This window comes from Xanthomonas sp. NCPPB 3582 (assembly GCF_041475735.2).
Lineage (GTDB): Bacteria > Pseudomonadota > Gammaproteobacteria > Xanthomonadales > Xanthomonadaceae > Xanthomonas > Xanthomonas codiaei.
The window spans coordinates 4,029,894-4,050,636 of sequence record NZ_CM192968.1 but is presented as its reverse complement, the minus strand read 5'-3'; the positions used below and the strand labels follow the sequence as shown (position 1 = coordinate 4,050,636).

Sequence of the window (20,743 nt, the reverse complement as noted above, 5' to 3'; positions counted from 1 at the left end):
CCTCATCGCCGCCAGGGCACGGCTCAGAAGCGGTGCGACCAGCCAAGCGTCAGCACGCGCCCGCGTCCGGCCACGTAGGTATCGTTGCGCGGCGTGGTCTGCGAGAAATAGGTGACGTACTGTTCGCCCAGCAGGTTCTCGATGCCGAGGTTGAGCTGGCCCAGCGGCAGGGTGATGGCCGCCTGTAGGTCGAGCGTGGTGTAGCCCTCGAAGCGCGCCACCTCGGCGCCGCGCAGCTCGAACTGGCGGTCCAGCGCATGGCTGCCCTGCAGGCGGGTGAACACCGCCGGGCTCCATTGCTGGTTCCAGAACGCGGTGATGCGATCCGGGCTGACGTTGGCGCCGGGCAGGTCGCTGTCCACGCGGTCGTCGCCATCGCTGTCGTAGCGGCCGTTGGTGCGCGCATAGGCCACGCCCAGGCGGGTGGCGTCGTCGAACTGGAAGGCGGCGCTGCCTTCGAAGCCGTCGATGGTGGTGCGCTCGCGCACCACGTAATAGCTCTGGGTGGCGTTGTCGAACGCCAGCCGCGAGCCCAGGTCCGAGTCGGACCGGTAGATCGCCGCATGCAGCAGCCAGCGGCCATCGTCGTAGTCCAGGCCGATCTCCTTGTTGTCCGAGATCACCGGCGACAGGTCCACCAGCGCGTCCACGCGCTGGCCGGGCACGCTGATGGCGCGCAGCACGCGGCCGATGTCGGCCACCGTATAGCCTTCCGAATACGAGCCGTAGAGTTTCAGCGCCTCGTTGGGCTGCCAGACCAGTCCGGCATTGGGCAGGGTTTCGTTGGTGCGCGGCGTGCCGCCTTCCACGAACTGGCCGCCGTTGTTGCTCGGCAGGGTGGTGAAGTCGTCCACCTCCAGCTTGCCGTGTTCGTAGCGCAGCCCGGCGGTGAGCATCACGCTGTCGCTGACCCACCATTCGGCCTGTGCGAACGGCGAGGTCGACACGTAGGTGGTGGCCGGGACCCACTTCAACTGGCTGACCACCAGCTCCTGGTAGGTGCGGTCCTGGGCCAGGTCCAGGCCAACGGTGGCGCGCAGCCGCAGGCCGAACAGGTCTCCGCGCGACCAGCTGAACTTGCCGCCGAGTTTTTCCGAGGCATTTTGCGATTGGTCGAAGCGGGTGATGCCGTCGTTGCGCAGGTTCTGCCAGCTCGAACCGCCGTACAGGCCTTGGAAGTCCAGCCAGTACAGCTGCGCCTGCAGGAAGCCGCCGGCCAGCGACTGATCGGTGTAGTCCAGGTTCACCCCGGTGGAACGGTTGCGCGGGCCTTCGCCTGGCTTGTTGCCGCGCGCCGAGGTCGCCAGCAGGCCGGTGGCGATGTTGCCGTTGACGGTGGCGTAGTCGTTGTCGCCCTGCAGCTGGTAGCGGCTGGCGGTGAGTTGCAGCCGCCGTTGCGCATCAACATTCCAGCCCAGCTTGGCGAACAGGCTGCTGCTGCGCGCGTCCATCAGATCGCCCTGCACGTCGTTGACTGCGATCGCGCGGCCGTCGCCGTCGTAGTACAGGCCCTCCTGCGCATACGAGGCGCCCGCCACCACGTCGAAGGCGCCGCGCCGTGTCCCGAACAGGTAGGCCGCGCGTTGGCCGACGCTGTCGTGCTTGTGCGGCAGCGCGCTGCTGGCGGCGAGATTGAGCTCATGGACGCTGTCGCCGTCCTGGCGCGGCGCGCGCTTGGTGATGATGTTGATGATGCCGCCGGACGCGCCCAGGCCCTGCAGCGCGTTGGCGCCGTGGATCACTTCGATGCGTTCGATCATCGCCGGGTCGACGGTATGGCCATCGCGGCCGCCCTCGCGCAGCGGAGTGGACTGCGGCACGCCGTCGACCAGATACAGCGGCTTGCGCCCGCGCAGCGTCTCGCCGCCGTTGGTGAGTTTCTGCCGCGACGGCGCGAAGGAGGGGATCAGGTTGGCCAGCACCTGCGACAGGTCCTGGGTCAGCGCCAGCTGCTGGTCCAGCTGCTGGCGATCGATCACGGTGATGGTGTTGGGCAACGCGGCATCGGAGGTCGGCATGCGGCTGGTGCTGGCCGATACGTTGACCCGATCCAGCGCCACCACGCCCTCCTGCGGGTCGGTGGCATGTGCCGCTGCGGCAAGGCCGAGCAGCGGAACGGTGAGCGCAAACAGGGCGTGGCGATGCATCGGGCATCCAGGCGCGGAGAAGGTTGCGCATGTTAATGCGATGCATTCTCGAGTGAAAGGCGGCGGCGTCTGCTTGGAGCGGCTAACAAAACGTAGCGAGCGGTCGTCAGGTGGGTGCGGACGGCGCGGAGGAACCGCAGTGTACGAGTGGTACATGCCGCACCGAGCACCGACCGCGCCCGCCTGGCGGTGAGCGCAGTCGTTTTGCTAGCTGCTCTTATTCGCCTAGAAAAGGCGCGCCGAATTCCTTCGCAAAGACGCGCCGCCAAGGACTCAAGCCTTGGCGCTGTGACGTCATCGGCTGGGCCGGACGGGATCGCCGCCACCCGGTGCGCCGCTGCAGGTGCAGCGGCATTGCAGGCCAGAGGTGGTTACAACGCCTCTGGCAGCATCCGTGGCATCGAGGTGGCGGCGCCTTCCACTTCGGTGGAGCGCGCGGCGTAGCGGGTGGCAAAGCGCACGTGGGTGATGAAGCTGGCGCCGGGCGACTGCGCCAGCGAGGCCACCAGCGCACCGTTGAACGCATCGCCGGCGCCGGTGGTGTCCACCGTCTGCGCACTTTCGGCGCCTACCCGGTAATGCGCGGCCGTGTCGCCACGCAACTGCTCGTCGGCATGCGAGATGAAGGCGCCCACTGCACCCAGCGTGACCACAACCGTGCCGCCTGGCAGCAACTTGCGGCACAGCGAATGCAGCGTGTTGCCGTCCAGCGCGGCCACATCGTCGGCGTTGATACGCTCGCCGACATGGCGGCCGAGCAGCGCGGCGAATTCGGTTTCGTTCGGGGTCAGCACGTCCGACAGCTTGAGCAGGCCGATCGAGGTCGGCGCGTTGGCGGGTGCGGCGTTGAGCACGGTCAGTACGCCGCATTCGTGGGCCAGCGCGAGCGCTGCTTCGACCGTCTCTGCCGGCGATTCCAGCTGTGCGAGCAACACCTGCGCCGACGCCACCAGCGCGCGCTGGTTTTCAACGAAACCCGCGCTCAGCACCGAGTTGGCGCCGGCACCGATCACGATGGTGTTGCGGCCGTGTCCATCGACGTAGATGCCGCCGGTGCCGGTGGGTTCGTTGCTCGGTTCGGCGATCAACGCAAAGCCGTCGTGCGCGGCCAGCGAACGCGCCAGCGCACCGCCGGCATCGTCGCCCAGTGCGCACAGGAAATGCGTCCTGGCACCGGCACGTGCCGCCGCCACCGCCTGATTGAAGCCCTTGCCACCCGGGCCGGTGCTGTAGCGGCCGGCGATGGTGGCGCCCGGCACAGGCAGCACGTCGCAACGCCACACGTGATCGACATTGAAAGACCCGACAACGACGACCGAACTCATAAATACCTGCTTGCGTGAATGACTTGAATGAAACCTGGCGTCGGGCGATTAGACCGCGACACCGATGAACCCGCGCCGCCTCAGCCGAAATGCGACAGCACGCCGGCAATGGTAGCGGTCATGAAGGTGGCGATCGAACCGCCGAGCACCGCCCGCAGGCCGAACTTGGCCAGATCGTGACGACGTTCCGGTGCCAGCCCGCCGATACCGCCGATCTGGATCGCGATCGAGCTGAAGTTGGCAAAGCCGCACAGGGCATACGTGGCAATCAGCCGGCCTTCCTCGCTCAGGCTCACGCCGGCGACCTGGCCCTTCACGATCTGCGACAACTCGGTGTAGGCGACGAATTCGTTGATCACCACCTTCTGGCCGATCAACGAGCCGACCGTGGTCGCGTCCGCCCACGGCGTGCCGATCACCCAGGCCACCGGCGCCAGCAGGTAGCCGAAGATCGTCGACAGGTTGGTCGGCCGACCCAGCGCCGCGGCCGCGCCCGTCACTTCGCCCAGCCAGGTCAGCGGTGCATTGATCAGCGCGATCAGCGCGATGAAGGCCAGCAGCATCGCGCCGATGTTCAGCGCCAGGCGCAGGCCATCGCCGGCACCGGCCGCGGCCGCATCGATGATGTTGCTGGTGGTCTTCTCCACTTCCATCTTGACCGTGCCGCGGGTCAGCGGCGTGCCGGTCTCCGGCACCAGCAGCTTGGCTACCACCAGGGTGGCCGGCGCGGCCATGATGCTGGCCGCGAGCAGGTGCTTGGCATAGAACGCCTGCTGCGCCGGGTCGCTGCCGCCGAGCATGCCCACGTAGGCGGCGAGCACGCCGCCGGCGATATGCGCCATGCCGCCGATCATCATCGTCAGCAGCTCGGATTGGGTCATCTTGGGGATATACGGGCGCACCGTCAGCGGTGCCTCGGTCTGGCCGATGAACACGCTGGCGCACACGCTGGTGGTTTCCGCGCCCGACACGCGCATCACCTTGGTGATCGCCCAGGCCATCGCCCGCACCACGATCTGCATCACGCCCAGGTGGTAGAGCACGCCCATCAGCGCAGAGAAGAAGATGATGGTGGGCAGCACCTGGAACGCGAAGATGAAGCCGTAGCTTTCGATGTTCATCAGGCTGCCGAAAATGAAGGTGGAGCCTTCATTGACGAAGCTCAGCACCTTCACGAATCCCTTGCCCAGGGAATCGAACACGTCGCGTCCGCCCGGCACCAGCAGCACCAGTGCGGCGAACGAGATCTGCAGCAACAGGCCGGTGGCGACCAGCTTCCAGTCGATCGCACGGCGGTTGGTCGAAAACAGCCAGGTGATGCCGATGAGCACCGCCAGACCGAACAGGCCGAAACCGATCCTTCCCAAACCTTCGACCATTCCTATCCCCAGGGCTGCTGACGGCAAAACGAGAAGCCTAGAGCAGGGGGTGTCGGCGGGCAAGGCGAGCGGCATTCAGACGGCCGCCACTGGCTCGTGCCAGCGCCCCGCCCGCTAAACTGCGCAATCCGGTCCGGGGCAGGTGCCACGGAGGGTGCAGGAGTTCGCCATGCGTTACCGTCGTCTGGGTTCCACCGGGCTGCAGCTGTCGGCCGTGTCGTTCGGGGCCTGGGTGACCTTCGGCAAGCAGATCGGCCGCAGCGAGGCGCGCAACCTGATCGCCGCGGCCTGGGACAACGGCATCAACTTCTTCGACAACGCCGAGGTCTACGCGCGCGGCCGCGCCGAGGAGGTCATGGGCGATGTGATCGCCGACCTGCGCCTGCCGCGCGACGGCTACTGTGTGTCCAGCAAGGTGTTCTTCGGCGCGGTGGACAGCCCGCGTCCCACCCAGCGCGGGCTCTCGCGCAAGCATGTCACCGACGCCTGCCACGCCGCGCTCAAGCGGCTGCGCGTGGAGTATCTGGACCTGTATTTCTGCCATCGGCCCGACCCGGACACGCCGGTCCAGGAAACCGTGCGGGCGATGGATGCGCTGATCCGCCAGGGCAAGGTGCTGTACTGGGGAACTTCCGAATGGAGCGCCGAGCAGCTGCGCGCGGCGATCGCCATTGCCCAGCAGGAGCATCTGCATGCGCCGTCGATGGAGCAACCGCAGTACAACCTGCTGCACCGCCAGCGATTGGAGCACGAGTACGCACCGCTGTGCGAGGCCGGGCTGGGCACCACCATCTGGTCGCCGCTGGCCTCTGGCCTGCTGACCGGCAAGTACAACGCGGGGGTGGCGGCCGACAGCCGGCTGGGCCAGCCCGACAATGCTTGGCTGCAGGACGAGGTGCTGGGCACGCCGGAATCCCGCCGTCTCGAGCGCGCCCGTGCGTTCTGCGCGGTGGCCGCCGAGCTGGGGCATGCGCCGGCGCCATTGGCGATCGCCTGGTGCCTGCGCAACCCGCACGTGTCCTCGGTGATTCTGGGCGCCAGCCGGGTGGAGCAGCTGGAACAGAACCTGGCCGCGCTCGATGTGCTGGACCAGGTGGATGCAGCGGGCTGGGCGCAGGTGGAAGCGGCGACACGCTGAGCGGGCAGGGATCGTCGAGTACGTGCGGCCCGCAGGGTGCAGGCAGTGCGCGGCGTGCGGTGCCTGGATTGAAAGGTTTGGCTAGCGCGACAGCAGTGGCAGCCGGAGCGTAGCCCGGCCACCGTTCATCTCTTGCGGGTGTGAACTACGGCCTTGCATCTGGCTGCGGACCTTGCCCGCCCATCATCGCAGGACACGCCGCAGGTAGGTTCCAGCAGGCGCTGGTACGGCGTCCATGCCGCAGGACCTCCTGCAACGATGCATGGGCAAGGGCAATAGCCGGTCGCGCGGTCGTTGAGCATGCTGCAGGATGCGCTGGCGCGGGACGTCCAGGCGTCCTCAACGCGAAAGACACAGGCTGCGGTCTGCGTCAGGGCGCGTGTCCGGCGGCCTGCCTCGGGCGATGTCGCATCGCGGGCGAGACCTGGGGCGCATGGAGGCTGCCACGGAGCATCCACGCAGGGGGCACGGCGTGTCCCGCGCGTGGTGACTGCGGCGCGCGTGGCGATGTCGTTGCGCGGACCCGTGGACCGGCGCGACAGGACGCATCAGCGCCGTCCTGCGCCTTCAGGAACCGGCCCACGGCAGCCGTTGCGAGGACCGTTACGACACCCCTCCGGCGGCCTTCCAACCGTGGCTGCTCGGACCGGGCATCGCCGAGTGGCCGGGCCATCGATGCCCCGGCGCGTGGCCCGGCTGTCGCAAGCCCGCAGCCGCAACGGTGCTGGCGAACGGGCAGTTCGATTGATGGAATCGATCGAAAGGCAGGAGGTCATGCAAATATTCCGCCGTTCAAATGAGAATGGCTCTTGATCATTAAATGAGAATGGTTATTATTTGTCAGGCCAACCGACTGGAGATCCAGATCATGACCGCTCATCCCGTGCCGCTTCGCTCCGAACCGGTCAATCTGCGCGACCGCGCCGTACCGCGCGTGGTTCCCGCCGAAGACCTCATCAGCAGCGAGGCGTTGCTCAAGGGGCGCCGCGAAGTGCTGATCCAGCATGGCGATCGCGTCTATCGCCTGCGCCACACCAGCAACGACAAGCTCATCCTGACCAAGTAATGCGCGTCCCCCACGTCATCCCGGCACAGGGAACCGCTGCGCCCTGATCGACCGGGCGCAGATGCCGCAACGGTCGCCATCGGCCGGCGCGGCAAGCCGCAGACATCGCCGCGTGCGATGCCGCTGGCGGCAGGGTTCCGCAGCCATTGCACTCGCTCCATCGGCGCTGCTCTGCAGGGGGGCGCCGACCGTTCGCCGCGGGCGTTGCCGCCGCCGTCCGCCACCCATCTCTCCACCCTCGGTAGCCGTGCGCGGCCGGTTCGCTGTGCGCGCTGCCGGGGGTTCTTCCACAAAGGTTGCTTGATGATTCGCCTGCATCCGCTGGTGGTCGCGCTATCGCTCGCGCTGCCTGCCGCCCCGTTGTGTGTCCATGCCGCAGAATCCGATGCCGGCGGCGAAGCTGCGCGGGAGGTGCACGACTTCGACCGTCTGCAGGTCACCGCCACGCGGACCCAGCGCGCGCTGGTGGACGTGCCGGCCACGGTGGATGTGATCGATCGCGAACAACTGGACAACCAGCTGGTGCGCGAGCTCAAGGACCTGTTCCGTTATACGCCGGGGGTGTCGGTGACCAGCACCAACGGCCGCTTCACCGGCGCCAACGGCATCCGCATCCGCGGCCTGGATGGCAATCGCGTGGCGATCCTGGTGGACAACGTGCCGGTGTCGGACACCTTTGCGTTCGGCAGCTACCTCAATGCCAACCGCAATTTCGTCGACCTGGAAACGCTCAAGCGCGTGGAAGTGGTGCGCGGGCCGGCCAGTTCCTTGTATGGCTCCGATGCGCTGGGCGGCGTGGTGGCCTTCGTCACCAAGGACCCGGCCGATTATCTGCGCGACGACAAGCACAGCTACCTCGGCCTGAAGTTCGGCTACGAAGGCGACTGGAACGGCCTGTTCGCCGGCGCCACCGGCGCATTCGGCGGCGAGCGCTGGAGCGGCATGGTGGCAGTGGCGCATCGCCAGGGGCAGGAAACCCAGAACCAGGGCGACAACCGCAGCCGCAATTTCACCCGCACCGCCGCCAACCCGCAGACTGTGGATGGCCGCAGCGTGCTGACCAAGCTGGTCTACGCGCCGAGCGCGCAACAGCGCTTCAAGCTCACGGTGGAAGGCAACGAAGACTACGGCAGCATCGAGGCCTTGAGCAGCATCGATACGCGCTCGCCGACACCGTCGTTGCGTGTGCTGTCGCAGCAGGGGCGCGACCATCAGACCCGCGCGCGGGTGTCGTTGCGGCATGAACTGGACGCGCTGGACGGCGCGCTCGCCGACGACCTGCAATGGCTGTTGTATCGCCAGGACAGCGAGAGCCTGCAGCGCACCAACGAGCTACGCGGCAACAACACCCGCCGCCACAACGAACACAGCTTCGACCAGCGCGTGTATGGGGTGCTGGTCAATGCGCACAAGGCCATCGCCACCGATGCGATGCAACACGACATCACCTATGGGCTGGACGGTACCTGGACCGACACCCGCGCCAAGCGCGACGGCTATTCGCTGACTCTTGCCAACGGCGCGATCAGCAACCGGGTCGGCCAGGACGTGTTTCCGGTGCGCGATTTCCCCAAGAGCGAAACCACCAAGCTCGGCCTGTACGCGCAGGACGAGATCGGCCTGCTGGATGGGCGGCTGTCGCTGACCCCGGGCGTGCGCGTGGACTATTTCCGCCTGTCGCCGCAGGTGGATGACATTTTCCGCGAGGACAATCCGGGCGTGGCGGTATCGACCATCGACCAGACCCAGGTTTCGCCCAAGTTCGGCGCGGTGTGGCGCTTCTCTGATACGTGGTCGGCGTACGCCAACTACGCGCATGGCTTTCGCGCGCCGCCGTACAACGACGTCAACATCGGATTCACCAACCTGCAGTCGCGCTACACCGCCATCGCCAACCCCGACCTGAAGGCGGAAACCAGCCGCGGCGGCGAGCTGGGGCTGCGCTTCAACGATGCGGTGGGTTATCTCGGCCTGGCCGTGTACTACACCGATTACCGCGACTTCATCGAATCGAATGCGCCGGCCGGTACCAATGCCGACGGCTTCCTGGTGTTCCAGTCGCGCAACGTGGACGATGTGGTGATCAAGGGCGCCGAAGCGCGCGGCGGGCTCGATCTGGGCGTGCTGGCTGGCTGGCAGGGCTGGTCGCTGAACAGCGCAGTGGCCTACTCCGAAGGCGACAACCTCACCGACGACATGCCGCTCAATTCGGTGGACCCGCTGCGCGGCACGCTGGGCGTGGCATTCGACGGCGAGCAATGGGGCGCCGAACTGATCGGCACCTTCGTCGCGCGCAAGCGCCGCCCGCAGCTGGACAGCTATTACACGCCGGCCGGCTACGCCACGCTGGACCTGATGGGGCATTGGGAGTTCGCGCCCGGCGCCAAGGTCACCGCCGGCATCTTCAATCTGGCCGACCGGCGTTATGTGGACTGGAATGCGCTGCCCAACGGCACGCTTGCCAGCAGCACGGTGGTGGACCGCTTCACCGCAGCCGGGCGCACCGCCTCGGTCAGCCTGGCCGTGAGCTGGTAGCGGCCATGCCGATCGCCCGCCCGCTGCCATCGTCGTCGCGCGCGCGTGCCACCGGTACCACGTTGCCACGCCCGTCGCAGCTGGCGGCCTTGGGCACGGTGCTCTGCCTGTATCGCCCCGCACTCGGCCACGAACTCGATGGATGGCAGCATGCGGTCGAGGCAGCGGCCTGCCGCCAGCTCGATAGCGACGGTGTGCGCGAGGGCATCTGGTTCTTCGATGCCGAAGGACATTGCTGCTGGCGGCTCTACCTGTTGCCGGACAGCGATTTTCTGGACTGGGATCGGCTGGTGTCGCGGTTGCCGCCGTTGTCGATGGACGCCCAGGCAACCGGTGCGGGCATGGGCCTGGGTGAGCGCCTGTGGCGTCGCCTGGCCGGACGCATGCGTGGCGAAACCTGGCGGCTGAGCGCGCTGCGCCTGAGCGCCGGCAGTGGTCGCGCGCCGCCGCTGGCGGCCAGCCTGGCCACCGTCTCGGCGCTGGGTGCGGTGGTGGCCGCGCGAGTGGCGCACGATGAAGGCATCGAGGCGCGGGTGGCGGTGGATGATTGCTGCTGCGCGCGTGCCGCGGCGCTGCGATCCGGCACGATCACCGCCGGCAGCGACCCGGCCGCCATGACCTCTGCCCTGTTGCGGCTACGCCGCTGATGTTCCCGATACCACAAACGAGAGTTCCAATGAGCCGATTGTTGCCACGCTGTATCGCCGTCACCCTGAGCCTGTTGCCCCTGGCCGCCGCCGCTGCCGATCCCGAGCGCGATCGGCAGAGCATCCTGGCGATGCAGGGCGAATACGCAGTGGACTTCGCCTTCGACGAAACCGTGCTGCTCAAGCCCGGCTACGAGCGCGCCCCGGCGATGCGCAGCGGTGCCAACGAGGTGGTCATCGTGGTGGAGGATTCGCCACGCAAGCTGGTGCTGCAACATTTGCTGGTCGACGAAAAGAGCAAGCACGTGACCAAGCACTGGCGCCAGGACTGGGTGTACGAGGCGCCGCAGCGTTTCGAATTCACCGCCGACCAGACCTGGCAGGTGCGTGCGCTGCCGGCATCGGCCACGCAGGGCGCATGGACGCAATGCGTGTTCGAGGTCAGCGATGCACCGCGCTACTGCGGCACCGGGCGCTGGGAGTATGCCGACGGTCACCCGACCTGGACCAGCGATCTGAGCTGGCGCCCGTTGCCGCGCCGCGAATACACCAAGCGCAGCGACTACAACGCGCTGTCGGTGATCAACCGGCACACGCTAACGCCCAACGGCTGGACCCACGAGCAGTTCAACACCAAGGTGCTGCGCAAGCCCGACGGCAGCCAGGAACCGATCGCACGCGAATTCGGCTTCAACGATTACCGCAAGACTACCGACGTGGATTTCGCCCCGGCCTACGCGTATTGGAAGGGCACGCAGGGGTATTGGGCCAAGGTGCGCGCACGCTGGGCCAGGTTCCTCGACACGCCACCGGGCCTGCACCTGAAGACCAAGCCCGACGGCATGGCGATGATCATGCCGATGTTCGAACAGGCCGAAGCCGCGCAGCAGGGCAAGCGGATCAAGGACGCGCAGATCGATGCGGTGTTTGCGCAGTGGGTGGAACCAGCGAACTAGAGGCGTCCGTGCCGTAGGAGCGCCCCCGGGCGCGATGGGCGTTACCGATAAAGCCCATCGCGCCCGGGGGCCCTCCTACGGGCGAGACGGCGGTTATTCCTTGAACATCAAAAACGCCGCCACCAGGATCAGCCCGAACGCAGCCCAGTGGTTCCACTTCAGCGACTGGCCCAGGTAGAAGGTCGAGAAGCCGGCGAACACCAGCAGCGTGATCACTTCCTGCATGCCCTTGAGCTGCGGCGCCGAATACACCGCGCTGCCCAGCCGGTTGCCCGGCACCTGCAGGCAGTATTCGAAGAACGCGATGCCCCAGCTGACCAGGATCGCGATCATCAGCGGCGTGCTCTTGTACTTCAGGTGCCCATACCAGGCGAAGGTCATGAAGACATTGCTGGCGATCAGCAGCAGGACCGGGTACAGGTAAGCGGTGAAGGAAGCGGTGGGCATGACGGCGGCGGTTGGACAGGGGCCGGAAGCATAAGCCAGCTCCGTTAAGCGCACGCGACCATGGCGATGAGCCTGGCATGCGGCGTCGGGGGCTCGATGCCGGTGCGAACATTTGCCCGCAGTACGGTCGGGCAGTTGCCTAGGCCACGCACCGCCGCGCCACGTCATCGCGCTAGCGCTGCATGCCCCAGCGATGCACGGTCAGCCGTTCGATCGCCTGGAATACCACCGCTTCCACCAGCAGGCCCAGCACGATCACCATGGCCAGGCCAGCGAACACGCGGTCGGTGTACAGCTCGTTGCGGTTCTGGAAGATGTACCAGCCCAGCCCGCCCTGGCCGGAGGTGGCGCCGAACACCAGCTCGGCGGCGATCAGGGTGCGCCAGGCGAACGCCCAGCCGATCTTCAGCCCGGACAGGATCGCCGGCAGCGCGGCCGGGATCAGCAACTGCGCCACGTAGCGCGGCCCACGCAGGCCGTAATTGCGCCCGGCCATGCGCAAGGTCTCCGGCACCGCCTGGAAGCCGGCATAGGTGGTCAGCGCCAGCGGCCACAGCACCGAATGCACCAGCACGAACACCAGGCTGCCGCTGCCCAGGCCGAACCACAGCAGTGCCAGCGGCAACAGTGCGATGGCCGGCAACGGATTGAACATCGCGGTCAGCGTGCCGAGCACATCGCGGCCCCAGCGCGTGGATGCGGCCACCGCGGTCAGCGCGAACGCCGACAGCACGCCCAGCAGATAGCCCTGGCCCAGCACCCGCAGCGAGGCACCCACCCGGCGCAGCAATTCGCCCGACAGCAGGCCGTCGTAGAACGCACGCGCGGTCTGCACGGCGCTGGGCAGCATCAGGTCGTCGCCGACCACGCGCGCAGCGATCTCCCACACCGCCGCCAGCACCACCAGCACCACGGCCTTGCGCAGCCATCCCGGTGCCTGCCAGCGGCTGGGCGCGGCGGCATGCAGCAGGGCCGGATCCAGCGGCTGCAACGCCAGTTCGTATTCCGGGCGCACCGGCGGAACCGGCGGCAGCGCAGTGGTGGGCGAGCGGCTCATGGCAGCGCCTCGCGTTGCAGCGGGGCGGTGCGACGCAGCGGCGCCACCTTGTCGTCGGCCAGGGTGTCGTCGGGCAGGTCGAACAACAGGCGATGGATGCGCTGGGCAGTCTGCTGGAAGGCCACGCTGCCGGCGCTGTGCGGGCCGAAGGCATGCGCATTGAGTTCGGCGCGGACCTGGCCCGGATGCGGCGACAGCAGCAGCACGCGGTTGCCGACCACCAGCGCTTCCTCGATGGAATGGGTGACGAACAACAGGGTGAAGCGGGCCTGCTCCCACAGTTCCAGCACCTGTTCCTGCATGCGCGAGCGGGTCAGCGCATCCAGTGCGGCGAAGGGCTCGTCCATCAACAGCACGCGCGGACGCATCGCCAGCGCACGCGCGATCGCCACGCGCTGTTTCATTCCGCCGGACAAAGTGTGCGGATAGGCGTCGGCAAATCCGCTCAGCCCGACCTGGGCCAGGCTCTCGTCGGCCCGCTCGCGTGCTTCGGCGCGGCCGAGCCTGCGCGCTGCGCGCAGCCCGAACACCACGTTCTCGCGCACGGTCTTCCACGGCGCGAGTTGATCGAATTCCTGGAACACCACCACCCGGTCCGGCCCCGGCCCGCTCACCACCTGCCCCTCCAGGCGGATCTGTCCCTCGCGTGGCGTCACGAAGCCGGCCACCGCCTTGAGCAGGGTGGACTTGCCGCAGCCGGACGGCCCCAGCAGCACGAAGCGGTCGGCTGCGTGCACATCGAAGCGCACCCGATGGGTCGCCCGCACCACGCGCTGTGCGTTGACGTATTCCAGGCTGACGTGATCGACCTGCAGCAAGGGTGTGGCCATCGCTCAGCTCCCGCCCGCAATCAGCGGGTTGTCGAAGAAGTAGTCGCCCACCTTGCCCGGCGCCTGTTTGATCGCACCGCTGTGCTGCATGAACTGGCCCAGCTTCAGCGTGTTCTGCGGCACCACGGTGAACTGCACCTTCGGGTCCTTGAGGATCTGCAACACCAGCGCTCGGTCGATGCCCGACCCGTTACGGCGCAGGAAGATGTCCGCAGCCTGCTCCGGATGCGCGCTGACGAACTTCGCGGCCTGGTCCAGTGCGGCGACGAAGGCGCGATAGGTCTTGGGATTGTCGCGGCGGAATGCTTCGGTGGCATACAGCACCGTGGCCGACGCGGGGCCGCCCTCGATGTCGTAGGAACTGGTGACGATATGCGCGGCCGGGTTGCGCGCCAGTTCCTGCTCCTGGAATGGCGGGCTGGCGAAATGCGCGGTGATCTCGGTGCGGCCGCGGATGATCGCTGCGGCCGCATCCGGGTGCGGCAGCGCCACCTGCAGCTGGTCCAGCTGATGGGTGCCCTTGTCGCCCCAGCGCTGCTGCGAGGCATGCTGCAGGAACCGCGATTGCACCGAAACGCCGGTGGCCGGCACCGCGATGCGGTCCTTTGGGGTGAAGTCGCCGATGCTCTTGATGCGCGGGTTGTTGCTGATCAGGTAGTACGGAAAATTGCCCAGCGACGCCACCCCACGCACGTTCTGCCGGCCACGGGTGCGGTCCCAGATGGTGAACAGCGGCCCGACACCGGCCCCGGCGATATCGATCGAACCGGTGAGCAAGGCATCGTTGACCGCCGCACCGCCGGACAGCTGCAGGAACTGCACGTCGATCTCCACGCCGGCCTTCTTGCCCTGCTGCTCGATCAACTTCTGATCCTGCGCCACGTCCAGCAGCAGGTAAACGATGCCGAACTGCTTGGCGATGCGCAGCGTGCCCTCGGCCTGCGCCGCGCCGCTCAATAGCGGCAGGGCCGCCAGCAGCAGGACGGCCGCGCGTTGCGAAAAACGGCGGCGCAGCAACGGTGCGTGGGAAGTGACGGTCAGGCGCATGCAGTGCTCCGGATACAAGGGGGAGAGGCCAGCGGCGCTCAGAACGGCGCATCGCCTTCGATGGTGGTGCGGTTGAGCCGGCGCCGCAGGTGGTCGGGCGTGCCGGCGGCCAGATGCATCACCGAGCGGTTGTCCCAGAACACCATGTCGTGCGGCTGCCAGCGGTGCCGGTACACCAGCGCCGCGCGCGTGCTGTGCGCGAACAAGGTCTGCAGCAGCGCGTGGCTTTCGTCGGCGGGCAGCCCGACGATGCGGGTGGTGAAATGTTCGCTGACGAACAAGGCCTTCTGCCCGGTTTCCGGATGCGTGCGCACCACCGGATGCTGCACCGGAGAGACCTCGGCGATCTGCTCCGGCGTCAACGCCGGGCGCCACGGATTGCGCGCCCGCAATTCCTCGTACTTGGCCAGGTAGCTGTGCTCGGCGCGCAGGTCCTGCACGGTGCGCTTGAGATCCTCGGGCAGGGTCTGCCAGGCCAGGTGCTGGTTGGCGAACAAGGTATCGCCGCCCTCGGCAGGCAGCTCCTGCGCATGCAGCAGCGAGCCCAGGCTGGGGGTGTCCTTGTAGGACAGGTCCGAATGCCAGTAATGCCCGGCATCACCCAGGCCGATCGGCTGGCCGTTTTCCTTGATATTGGACACCACCAGCACTTCCGGATGATCGGGCAGCTGGAAATTGCGCAGCACATGGATCTGCAGCGGGCCGAAGCGCCGGCTGAATTCGACCTGCTGGGCCGGGGTGATGCGCTGATCGCGAAACACCAGCACATGATGATCCAGGTGCGCGCGATGGATGCGCGCGAAGGTGTCCGCATCCAGCGGCTGCGACAACTCCAGCCCGATCACTTCCGCGCCCAGCGGCGCATCGAAGGGCACGATCCGCACGCCGGCGGTGTGTCCCGTGTTGGCATCGGCGTGCGGCGGCTGCACGCGCGCTGCAGAACTGAGATTGGCCACGAGCTTGCACCTCGACAACAGCAAAGGTCGCCTGACACGGCGACCGGACTGGTCACTGTAGGCAGTCGCGTTGCTGCTGCGAACGTACGATTGGCAAGGTGCTTATGCGCTGCGGGTATATGCAGCGTCTCATCGACATCGACATCGACATCGACAAGCTGAGTGTCAGACGGCTGCCTGGTCCGCAACACCCGGCAAGACGCTGCAAGCGCCAGCCATGAGCACGAATTGCCCGAAGAACGCACGGCGTCTGTGCGGTACAAGGCGAATCCGGAACACCGCGCACGTGCCTGACGGTCACGCGGTGTTTGTCATCCGCACTCACCGCGCACGTTGAGGCTGCATCCGCTTTGCTGGCTGCGGATTGCCTGGGTCAGACGCCTGTTTCAGGGGCCCAGGCGCGCGGCGCCAGCAGAACCGAAGATGGTTTCCGCTCGGGCAGTAACGCGCGTCATGGCGAATCGACCGCCCGGAATGCCGAGCGGCACTCCAGGACGGTGACAAACAAGTTAACGCCAGCGCCAGCGCTGCCTGCTCACTCGGTACGCAGCGCCAATGCAGGCGGCGTGGACAGGATGCGCCGGGTGCCGGACCAGCCGGCCAACAGGCTCAGTACCAGTCCGAAGGCGCCGCCCAGCAACAGGCGCGGCCAGTCCGGTGCCAGTGCGATCTCGAAGGCTTGCTGGCCCACCACCGCGCCGATCACGGCCGCCGCGGTCACCGCCAGGCCGGCCGCCAGCAGCCCCAGCGCGCCGAATTCCACCAGCACCGCGCCGCGCAGCTGCCCGCGACGTGCACCCAATGTGCGCAGCACGGCGCTGTCGTAGCGGCGCTCACCGGCAGTGGCCTGCAAGGCCGCCAGCAGCACCAGCACCCCGGCCAGCAGGCTGAAGCCCATCACCAGCTGCACCGCCTGCGCCACCTGGTCGATCACCTCGCGCACCCGGCCCAGGATGGCATCGATATCCAGCACCGAGATGTTGGGGTAGTCGCGGCTCAGCGATGCCAGCCTGGGCGCACTGCCGGGGGGCAGGTGGAAGGCGGAAATCAGGTTGTACGGCGCATCGCCCACCGCGCCTTCGTTGAGCAGCAGGAAGAAGTTGACCCGGAACGAATCCCAATCGGCCTTGCGGATGCTGGTGACGGTGAAGCTGCGTTGCTGTTCGCCCAGCAGCAGGGTGATGCGATCGCCCAGCTTGAGCTGGTAGCGCTGCGCCCAGCCTTCTTCCACCGAGGCCTCGGCGGCGGTGCTGCCGGCGCTCCAGAACCTGCCCTGCAGCAGCGTATTGGCCGGCGGAAACGCGTGCCGCCAGGAAAAATTGACCGGGCGGTTGTCGCCATCGCCATCGTCTTGCGGGTCACGGTCGCCGCGCACCGGCGGTTTGTCGTTGATGGCGACCAGGCGGCCGGTGGAGAAGGGCTCCACCGCCGCGTTGTCCACGCCCAGGCCGCGCAGCGTCTGCAGCACCGGCGCGGTCTGCTCGGGCTGGATGTTCATCAGGAAATAGTTCGGGGTATCGGCCGGCAGGCGGTCGCGCCACTGGCCGAGCAGGCCGGGGCCGACCACCGCCAGCAGCAACAGCGCGCACAACGACAGCGACAGGCCGACCAGCTGCACCACACTCAGGCCGCGCCGGCGGGTCAGCGAGGCCAGGCCCAGTTTCCAGGCGCCGCGCAGGCGGTGCTGGATCGGCCGCAGCAGGGCCAGCAGGCCCAGCCCGAGCAGCATCGCCACCAGCGCCAGCGCGGCCAGGCCGCCCAGCACCCAACCCGCCAGGACCAGGTTGCCGGTGGCGTAGACGGTGAGCGCCAGCGTTGCGGCCAGCGCAGCGGCGTAGACCAGCAACGAACTCGGCGGCACTGCGGCGAAGCTGCGGTTGAGCACTCGCATCGGCGGCACGTTGCGCAGCCGCAGCAGCGGCGGCAGGCCGAAGCCCAGCAACAGCACCAGGCCGATCCCTGCGCCCGCCAGGGCCGGGGTGGCCTGCGGCAGCGGCAATCGGTTGGGAATCAGACTGCCCAGCGCCTGCACCAGGCCTTCCTGCGCCAGCATGCCCAGTCCGATGCCGACCAGGCAGGCCGGAATCGCGGTGAACAGCAACTGCAGCGACAACATCGCCAAAATGTCGCGCTGCTTCGCGCCCAGGCAACGCAGCACCGCCACGGTGTCGATGCGCCGCATCGCAAAACGGTTGGCCGCCAGCGCGGTCGCCACGCCCGACAGCAGCACGGCGAGCAAGGCCGACAAGGCCAGGAAGCGGCCGGCCCGGTCGAACGCCGCGCGCATGCCGCGCTGGGTATCTTCGATGCCGACCAGGCGGTATTCGCTGGCGCGCGGCTTGAGCCAGGCGCGCAGGTCGGCGATGGCATCCGGCGCACCGGCGAACATCAACCGGTAGGAGGCGCGGCTGCCGGGCCCGAGCAGGCCGGCACCGTCGATGTCGGCGCGATTGACCAGCAGCGGCGGCGACAGCTGCATCAGCTCGCCGGAGGCATCCGGTTCGGCGCGCAGCACTCCGGCGATGGTCAGGTGGCCGGCGCCAAATTCCAGCTGCTCGCCCACCCGCAGCCCCAGGGCTTCGAGCAGGCGCGGGTCGGCATAGGCCTGGCCCGGCGGCGGTGCGGTGGCCGGCGTGCCTTCCGCACCGCCGCCATCCCTGGACACCAGCAACTGCCCGCGCAGCGGATAGCCGGCGGCCACGCCGCGGATATTGGCCATCTGACTGGCCTCGCCATGAAACAGCACGCTGGGGAAGCTGACCATGCGCGTGCTCTGCAGCCCGCGGCGCTGCGCTTCGGCGGCAAAGTCGGCCGGAATCTCCTGGCGTCCGGTCACGCCCAGGTCGCCACCGAGCACCTCGGCCGCGCTGGAGGTCAGTGCCAGCGTCACCCGGTCCACCAGCGTGCCGACGGCAGTCATCACCGCCACGCCCAATACCAGTGCGGCGAACACGGTCAGCAGGTCGCCGGCCAGGAATTCGCGGCGTACCGCGCGCGCCGCCTGCTTGACGACGTTCATGCCGCCGCGCCGGACGCTTGCGCGTGCAGGCGGCCGCCGTCGATGCGGTAGATGTGCCGGCAGCGTTGCGCCAGGGTCATGTCGTGGGTGACCAGCACCAGGGTGGTGTCGCTGGTGGCATTGAGCGCGAACAGCAGGTCGCTGATCTGCGCGCCGGTGGCCTGGTCCAGGCTGCCGGTGGGCTCGTCGGCGAACAGGATGCGCGGGCGCGCCACGAAGGCGCGCGCCAGCGCCACGCGCTGCTGCTCGCCGCCGGACAACTGGCGCGGGTAGTGCCGCGCACGCGCGCCCAGGCCTACCGCCTCCAGTACCTCGCGCACCCGCGCCGGGTCTTCGCGCCCGGCCAGTTCCAGCGGCAGTGCGATGTTCTCTTCGGCGGTCAGCGCCGGCAGCAGGTGGAAGCTCTGGAACACGAAGCCCACCTCGCGGGCACGCAGCGCGGCGCGCGCTTCCTCGTCGAGCTGGCCCAGCTCCTGGCCGGCCAGTGCGATGCTGCCGCGGCTGGGCAGGTCCAGCCCGGCCAGCAGGCCAAGCAGGGTGGTCTTGCCGGAACCGGAGGCGCCAACGATCGCGATGCTGTCGCCTTCACTGACCGTCAAGCTGATGTTGTCGAGGATGTGGAGCGTTCCCTCCGGGCCACTGACGGATTTGCCGACCTCGCGAACATCGATGGCGGTACGGGTGCTGGAGCGGGGGGCCAGACTGTCGATGAGGAATCTCCGAATGCGTGAAAGAACACTGCGATATGGCGCGCTGGTCCTGTGGCTGCTGACACTTTCCCTGCTTGCGCCGGGGATTGCCTCTGCCAAAAGTCCGGCTACGGCCGCGCCGATCCTGGTGGTGGGCGACAGCCTGAGCGCTGCGCACAATATCCCGGTGCAGTCCGGTTGGGTGACCCTGCTGGACCAGCGCCTCAAGCGTGACATGGCGACGCCACCGGCGGTCGTCAATGCCAGCATCAGCGGCGAGACCACCTCCGGCGCGCTGACCCGGCTGCCCGGGCTGCTGCAGAAGCATGCACCGGGGGTGGTGGTGATCGAGCTGGGCGGCAACGATGCGCTGCGCGGGCTGACTCCGGCCCAGCTCAAAGGCAATCTGGAGAAGATGATCAAGCTCAGCCAGGCATCCGGTGCCAAGGTGCTGCTGTTGGGCATCGATGTACCTCCCAACTACGGCCCGGCCTACCGCGAGCGGCTGAAGGCGACCTATGCGGACCTGGCCAGGCAGTACGACACGGCCCTGGTGCCGTTCTTCCTGGAAAAGGTGGCCTTGCAGCCGGGCCTGATGCAGGCCGATGGCCTGCATCCGACTGCGGCCGCCCAGCCCAAGGTACTGGAGACGGTGTGGCCGGCACTGCGGCCACTGCTTGGGCGTTGATCGGATGAGATGAAACGTTATTCGGCCTTCACGTCGCTTGCACCGGCGATCCGGCATGTTTCACAAAGCTGAAGACCGAGGAAAGTCCATGCGTCAGACCAAGGAAACGTCCGGCCTCGTGCTGGTCGTCGAAGACAACCGCAATATCTCCGAAATGATCGGCGAGTACCTGGAAGGCCGTGGTTTCGAGGTCGACTATGCGCAGGACGGACTGGACGGCTACCGTCTGGCCGCCGAGAACAGCTACGACGTGGTCGTGCTGGACCTCATGCTGCCACGTCTGGACGGCATCGAAGTGTGTCGCCGCCTGCGTAACGACGCACGCAAGTCCACGCCGGTGCTGATGCTGACCGCCCGCGACACGCTGGACGACAAGCTCACCGGACTGGGTTTCGGAGCCGACGATTACCTGACCAAGCCGTTCGCGATCCAGGAGCTGGAGGCGCGCCTGCGTGCCCTGATCCGCCGCGAGCGTCGCCAGGTGGGCTCGGAAGTGCTCAAGGTGGCCGATCTGGTGCTCGACCCGGTGAGCATGCGCGCCACCCGTGCCGGCACCGAGCTGCAGCTCTCGCCGATCGGCCTGCGCCTGCTGACCATCCTGATGCGCGAGTCGCCGCGGGTGGTGACCCGCCAGGAAATCGAGCGCGAGATCTGGGGCAATGGCCTGCCGGACTCGGACACCCTGCGCAGCCATCTTTACAACCTGCGCAAGATCATCGACAAACCGTTCGATCGCCCGCTGCTGCACACCGTGCAGAGCGCCGGCTACCGCATCGCCGACATCGCCCAGCCGATGACCTGACCGGCCGTTGACCTG

At 67.7% G+C, this 20,743-nt stretch carries 17 protein-coding genes and 1 other RNA gene; 7 read left to right on the top strand and 11 right to left on the bottom strand.

What is annotated here, in order from left to right:
- Nucleotides 1–23: 23 nt before the first annotated feature.
- The 4 genes from ACCQ05_RS17265 to ACCQ05_RS17250 all read right to left on the bottom strand — a co-directional run bounded on the left by ACCQ05_RS17265 (nucleotide 24) and on the right by ACCQ05_RS17250 (nucleotide 4,851).
- Nucleotides 24–2,147 (bottom strand): TonB-dependent receptor, encoded by a 2,124-nt coding sequence (locus tag ACCQ05_RS17265; protein ID WP_324250859.1) that lies wholly within the window; start codon nucleotides 2,145–2,147, stop codon nucleotides 24–26.
- 80 nt (nucleotides 2,148–2,227) lie between these two features.
- A non-coding RNA gene (locus ACCQ05_RS17260) (sX9 sRNA) lies at nucleotides 2,228–2,303 on the bottom strand.
- A 215-nt stretch (nucleotides 2,304–2,518) separates the two neighbouring features.
- Entirely contained in the window at nucleotides 2,519–3,472 is a 954-nt protein-coding gene (locus ACCQ05_RS17255) for a ribokinase (protein WP_228964700.1), read from the bottom strand.
- Nucleotides 3,473–3,552: 80 nt separating this feature from the next.
- Nucleotides 3,553–4,851, bottom strand: coding sequence for a NupC/NupG family nucleoside CNT transporter (locus ACCQ05_RS17250; RefSeq protein WP_104541511.1), 1,299 nt, complete (start codon nucleotides 4,849–4,851; stop codon nucleotides 3,553–3,555).
- Nucleotides 4,852–5,005: 154 nt separating this feature from the next.
- Here ACCQ05_RS17250 and ACCQ05_RS17245 point away from each other — a divergent pair, with 154 nt between their 5' ends.
- From ACCQ05_RS17245 to ACCQ05_RS17225, 5 genes are all read left to right on the top strand, one after another.
- Complete coding sequence (locus tag ACCQ05_RS17245) at nucleotides 5,006–5,989, top strand: potassium channel beta subunit family protein (protein WP_228964702.1); 984 nt, start codon at nucleotides 5,006–5,008, stop codon at nucleotides 5,987–5,989.
- Nucleotides 5,990–6,815: 826 nt separating this feature from the next.
- Nucleotides 6,816–7,055 (top strand): hemin uptake protein HemP, encoded by a 240-nt coding sequence (gene hemP / locus ACCQ05_RS17240; RefSeq protein WP_228964703.1) that lies wholly within the window; start codon nucleotides 6,816–6,818, stop codon nucleotides 7,053–7,055.
- A gap of 303 nt (nucleotides 7,056–7,358) precedes the next feature.
- A complete protein-coding gene (locus ACCQ05_RS17235; protein WP_372391709.1) occupies nucleotides 7,359–9,590 on the top strand; it encodes a TonB-dependent hemoglobin/transferrin/lactoferrin family receptor in 2,232 nt (743 codons plus the stop codon).
- A gap of 5 nt (nucleotides 9,591–9,595) precedes the next feature.
- Entirely contained in the window at nucleotides 9,596–10,237 is a 642-nt protein-coding gene (locus ACCQ05_RS17230; protein ID WP_372391707.1) for a Hemin transport protein, read from the top strand.
- A 29-nt stretch (nucleotides 10,238–10,266) separates the two neighbouring features.
- Entirely contained in the window at nucleotides 10,267–11,193 is a 927-nt protein-coding gene (locus tag ACCQ05_RS17225) for a DUF6607 family protein (RefSeq protein WP_372391705.1), read from the top strand.
- Nucleotides 11,194–11,286: 93 nt separating this feature from the next.
- On the opposite strand, the gene ACCQ05_RS17220 is transcribed toward ACCQ05_RS17225, so the two are convergent.
- The 7 genes from ACCQ05_RS17220 to ACCQ05_RS17190 form a co-directional block, all read right to left on the bottom strand.
- On the bottom strand, nucleotides 11,287–11,640 hold the full coding sequence (locus ACCQ05_RS17220) for a DMT family protein (RefSeq protein WP_104541520.1): 354 nt from the start codon (nucleotides 11,638–11,640) through the stop codon (nucleotides 11,287–11,289).
- Nucleotides 11,641–11,812: 172 nt separating this feature from the next.
- Nucleotides 11,813–12,697, bottom strand: a complete 885-nt coding sequence (locus tag ACCQ05_RS17215; protein ID WP_372391702.1) for an ABC transporter permease — start codon at nucleotides 12,695–12,697, stop codon at nucleotides 11,813–11,815.
- Nucleotides 12,694–13,527, bottom strand: a complete 834-nt coding sequence (locus ACCQ05_RS17210) for an ABC transporter ATP-binding protein (protein ID WP_372391700.1) — start codon at nucleotides 13,525–13,527, stop codon at nucleotides 12,694–12,696. The genes ACCQ05_RS17215 and ACCQ05_RS17210 overlap by 4 nt, the downstream gene beginning before the upstream one ends.
- Before the next feature lie 3 nt (nucleotides 13,528–13,530).
- Nucleotides 13,531–14,574, bottom strand: coding sequence for an ABC transporter substrate-binding protein (locus tag ACCQ05_RS17205; RefSeq protein ID WP_372391698.1), 1,044 nt, complete (start codon nucleotides 14,572–14,574; stop codon nucleotides 13,531–13,533).
- Between the two features lie 38 nt (nucleotides 14,575–14,612).
- Nucleotides 14,613–15,530, bottom strand: a complete 918-nt coding sequence (locus ACCQ05_RS17200) for a TauD/TfdA dioxygenase family protein (RefSeq protein ID WP_372391696.1) — start codon at nucleotides 15,528–15,530, stop codon at nucleotides 14,613–14,615.
- 535 nt (nucleotides 15,531–16,065) lie between these two features.
- Nucleotides 16,066–18,549 carry an ABC transporter permease gene (locus ACCQ05_RS17195; RefSeq protein ID WP_372391694.1) on the bottom strand — a complete coding sequence of 828 codons (2,484 nt, stop codon included), beginning with the start codon at nucleotides 18,547–18,549 and terminating at the stop codon, nucleotides 16,066–16,068.
- Nucleotides 18,546–19,148 (bottom strand): ABC transporter ATP-binding protein, encoded by a 603-nt coding sequence (locus tag ACCQ05_RS17190; protein WP_104541529.1) that lies wholly within the window; start codon nucleotides 19,146–19,148, stop codon nucleotides 18,546–18,548. Before ACCQ05_RS17190 ends, ACCQ05_RS17195 begins: the two co-directional genes overlap by 4 nt.
- Nucleotides 19,149–19,257: 109 nt before the next feature.
- On the opposite strand from ACCQ05_RS17190, the gene ACCQ05_RS17185 reads away from it, so the two are divergent.
- On the top strand, nucleotides 19,258–19,926 hold the full coding sequence (locus ACCQ05_RS17185; RefSeq protein WP_228964713.1) for an arylesterase: 669 nt from the start codon (nucleotides 19,258–19,260) through the stop codon (nucleotides 19,924–19,926).
- A gap of 88 nt (nucleotides 19,927–20,014) precedes the next feature.
- Nucleotides 20,015–20,728, top strand: coding sequence for a response regulator transcription factor (locus ACCQ05_RS17180; RefSeq protein WP_005408123.1), 714 nt, complete (start codon nucleotides 20,015–20,017; stop codon nucleotides 20,726–20,728).
- The last annotated feature ends 15 nt before the right edge of the window (nucleotides 20,729–20,743 follow it).

Bases quoted from the DNA above. Each gene is read 5' to 3' on its own strand.
- ACCQ05_RS17210 (WP_372391700.1), bottom strand. From the start codon at position 13,527: ATGGCCACACCCTTGCTGCAGGTCGATCACGTCAGCCTGGAATACGTC.
- ACCQ05_RS17230 (WP_372391707.1), top strand. From the start codon at position 9,596: ATGCCGATCGCCCGCCCGCTGCCATCGTCGTCGCGCGCGCGTGCCACC.
- ACCQ05_RS17255 (WP_228964700.1), bottom strand. From the start codon at position 3,472: ATGAGTTCGGTCGTCGTTGTCGGGTCTTTCAATGTCGATCACGTGTGG.
- ACCQ05_RS17265 (WP_324250859.1), bottom strand. From the start codon at position 2,147: ATGCATCGCCACGCCCTGTTTGCGCTCACCGTTCCGCTGCTCGGCCTT.
- ACCQ05_RS17250 (WP_104541511.1), bottom strand. From the start codon at position 4,851: ATGGTCGAAGGTTTGGGAAGGATCGGTTTCGGCCTGTTCGGTCTGGCG.
- ACCQ05_RS17235 (WP_372391709.1), top strand. From the start codon at position 7,359: ATGATTCGCCTGCATCCGCTGGTGGTCGCGCTATCGCTCGCGCTGCCT.
- ACCQ05_RS17205 (WP_372391698.1), bottom strand. From the start codon at position 14,574: ATGCGCCTGACCGTCACTTCCCACGCACCGTTGCTGCGCCGCCGTTTT.
- ACCQ05_RS17195 (WP_372391694.1), bottom strand. From the start codon at position 18,549: ATGAACGTCGTCAAGCAGGCGGCGCGCGCGGTACGCCGCGAATTCCTG.
- ACCQ05_RS17180 (WP_005408123.1), top strand. From the start codon at position 20,015: ATGCGTCAGACCAAGGAAACGTCCGGCCTCGTGCTGGTCGTCGAAGAC.
- ACCQ05_RS17215 (WP_372391702.1), bottom strand. From the start codon at position 12,697: ATGAGCCGCTCGCCCACCACTGCGCTGCCGCCGGTTCCGCCGGTGCGC.
- ACCQ05_RS17225 (WP_372391705.1), top strand. From the start codon at position 10,267: ATGAGCCGATTGTTGCCACGCTGTATCGCCGTCACCCTGAGCCTGTTG.
- ACCQ05_RS17220 (WP_104541520.1), bottom strand. From the start codon at position 11,640: ATGCCCACCGCTTCCTTCACCGCTTACCTGTACCCGGTCCTGCTGCTG.
- ACCQ05_RS17185 (WP_228964713.1), top strand. From the start codon at position 19,258: ATGAGGAATCTCCGAATGCGTGAAAGAACACTGCGATATGGCGCGCTG.
- hemP (WP_228964703.1), top strand. From the start codon at position 6,816: ATGGTTATTATTTGTCAGGCCAACCGACTGGAGATCCAGATCATGACC.